The following is a 2,401-nucleotide window of genomic DNA, read 5'->3' as shown; positions in this document are numbered from 1 at the left end:
CAGCACGTACACCCGGGTGTTCCACACCGGGTGGCCGATCGGGACGGCGCGTGCCCCTTCGGAGGGCTCGCAGGTCCAGTGGGTGACGTCGACGGACGCCTCGGTCGGGCCGTAGAGGTTGTGCAGCTCGGCGTCGAACAGGTCGAAGAAGCGGGAGCGCTGGTCGCCGGTGAGGGCCTCGCCGCTGCAGATCACCCGGCGGAGGGAGGCCCCGCACCCGGCCGCGGCCGGCTCGGCGAGGAAGGCCTGGAGCATGGACGGCACGAAGTGCAGCGTGGTGATCCGTTCGGCGCGGATCAGTTCGGCCAGGTAGACCGGGTCCCGGTGGCCCTCGGGACGGGCCAGGACCAGCGTGGCGCCGGTGATCAGCGGCCAGAAGAACTCCCACACCGACACGTCGAAGCCGGACGGCGTCTTCTGGAGGACCCGGTCGTCGGCGCGCAGGCCGTACCGGTCCTGCATCCACAGCAGCCGGTTGACGATGCCGCGGTGCGGCACGGGCACGCCCTTGGGGCGGCCGGTGGAGCCGGAGGTGTAGATGACGTACGCCGGGTTGTCGGGACGGGCGGTGTCCGGCAGCGGCGAGGCGTCGAGCACCTGGAGCTCGGCGATCAGCCCCGCGTCGTCCAGGGACAGACGGGGGGTGCGGAGGTCCGGCTGCTCCGGGAGTCCGGCCGCCGCGACCGTGAGCAGCAGGGCGGGCTCGGCCTCGCCGAGCAGGTGGCCGATGCGGTCGGCCGGGTAGTCCGGGTCGACGGGCAGGTAGGCGGCGCCGGCCTTGAGGACGGCGAGCAGCGCGACGACAAGTTCGGGGGAGCGCGGTACCGCCACGGCAACGGTCCGCTCCGGCCGGACGCCCTCGGCGACGAGGCGCCGGGCCAGGCGGTTGGCGCGGGCGTCGAGTTCGGCGTAGGTGAGGGTGGTGTCCTCGAAGACGAGGGCCGGCGCGTCCGGGGTGCGGGCCGCCTGCTCGGCGAGAAGACCGGTCAGGGTGGTGTCGGGCACCTCGTGGCGGGTGTCGTTGCGGCGGACGAGGAGTTCGTGCCGCTCGACGGGACCGAGGACGTCGATCCGGCCGATGGCACGGTCCGCGTCGGCGGCGACCGCCTCCAGCAGCCGGACGTACCGGGAGACGAACTTCTCGACCGTGGCCCGGTCGAACAGGTCGGTGCTGTACTCGACGATGCCGTCGAGCCCGTCGTGGCCGCCGTCGGCGCCGCGCTTCTCGCCCAGTTCCAGCGCGAGGTCGAAACGGGCCGAGCCGGTCCGCACCGCGCGGGGTGCGACGCTCAGGCCGGGAAGCTCCAGGGTGGCCCGTTCGGTGTTCTGCAGCGTGAGCATCACCTGGAACAACGGGTGCCGGGCGAGGGAGCGCTCGGGGTTGACGACCTCCACGAGCCGGTCGAAGGAGACGTCCTGGTGGGCGTAGGCGGTGAGGTCCGTCTCGCGGACCCGGGCCAGCAGCTCGCGGAAGGACGGGTCGCCGGAGGTGTCGCAGCGCAGCACCAGGTTGTTGACGAAGAAGCCGACGAGGTCGTCGAGGGCTTCGTCCGTGCGGCCCGCGACGGCGGTGCCGATGGGGATGTCCTCGCCGCAGCCGAGCCGGTCGAGCAGGGCCGCGAGGCCCGCCTGGAGGACCATGAAGAGGCTGCAGCGGCTGTCGCGGGACAACTGGACGAGCTTGCGGTGCAGCTTCGGGGTGAGCGAGAAGGGCACGACGTCGCCCCGCAGGCTCGCCTGCGCGGGGCGCGGACGGTCCGTGGGCAGCGCCAGCTCCTCGGGCAGACCGGCCAGGACCTGCTTCCAGTGGGCGATCTGACGCGCGCCGACGCTGTCCTCGTCGTCCTCGCTGCCGAAGAGTTCGTGCTGCCAGAGGCTGTAGTCGGCGTACTGCACCGGCAGCGGCTCCCACGCGGGGGTCGCGCCGGACCTGCGGGCGGCGTAGGCGGTCGAGAGGTCGCGGGCGAGGGGCGCGAGCGACCAGCCGTCGCCGGCGATGTGGTGCAGCAGGAGCAGCAGGACGTGCCGCCGCGCGCCGAGGGTGAAGAGGGTGACCCGCAGCGGCGTCTCGGTCGCCAGGTCGAACGGAAGGGACGCGGCCTCGGCGAGCCGGTCGTCGAGGTCGTCGTCGGTGACGGCGACGGGAAGGAGTTCAGCGGCCGGGGCCGGGGGCAGGACGACCTGGTGGGGGCGGCCGTCGGTCTCGGCGAAGACGGTGCGCAGGCTCTCGTGCCGGGCGATGACGTCGGTCAGGGCGTCACTCAGGGCGCCCCGGTCCAGTTCGCCGTCGAGCTGCAGCACGAGCGGGATGTTGTAGCCGGCACCGGTGTTGTCGAAGCGGCCGAGGAACCACAGGCGCCGCTGGGCGAAGGAGAGCGGGATCTCGGCCGGCCGCGGCCGG

The 2,401-nt window shown here is 73.3% G+C and carries 1 protein-coding gene; it reads right to left on the bottom strand.

The window, feature by feature from the left end; translation table 11 throughout:
• Positions 1 to 2,401 (bottom strand): non-ribosomal peptide synthetase (locus B7L92_RS35075; protein WP_143626433.1); only part of this gene is annotated, 2,401 nt, incomplete at both ends.

Source organism: Streptomyces viridosporus (assembly GCF_002078235.1).
Classification (GTDB): domain Bacteria; phylum Actinomycetota; class Actinomycetes; order Streptomycetales; family Streptomycetaceae; genus Streptomyces; species Streptomyces viridosporus.
Note: the sequence above shows the minus strand (reverse complement) of the source record. Positions and strands in the feature narration are given on the sequence as shown.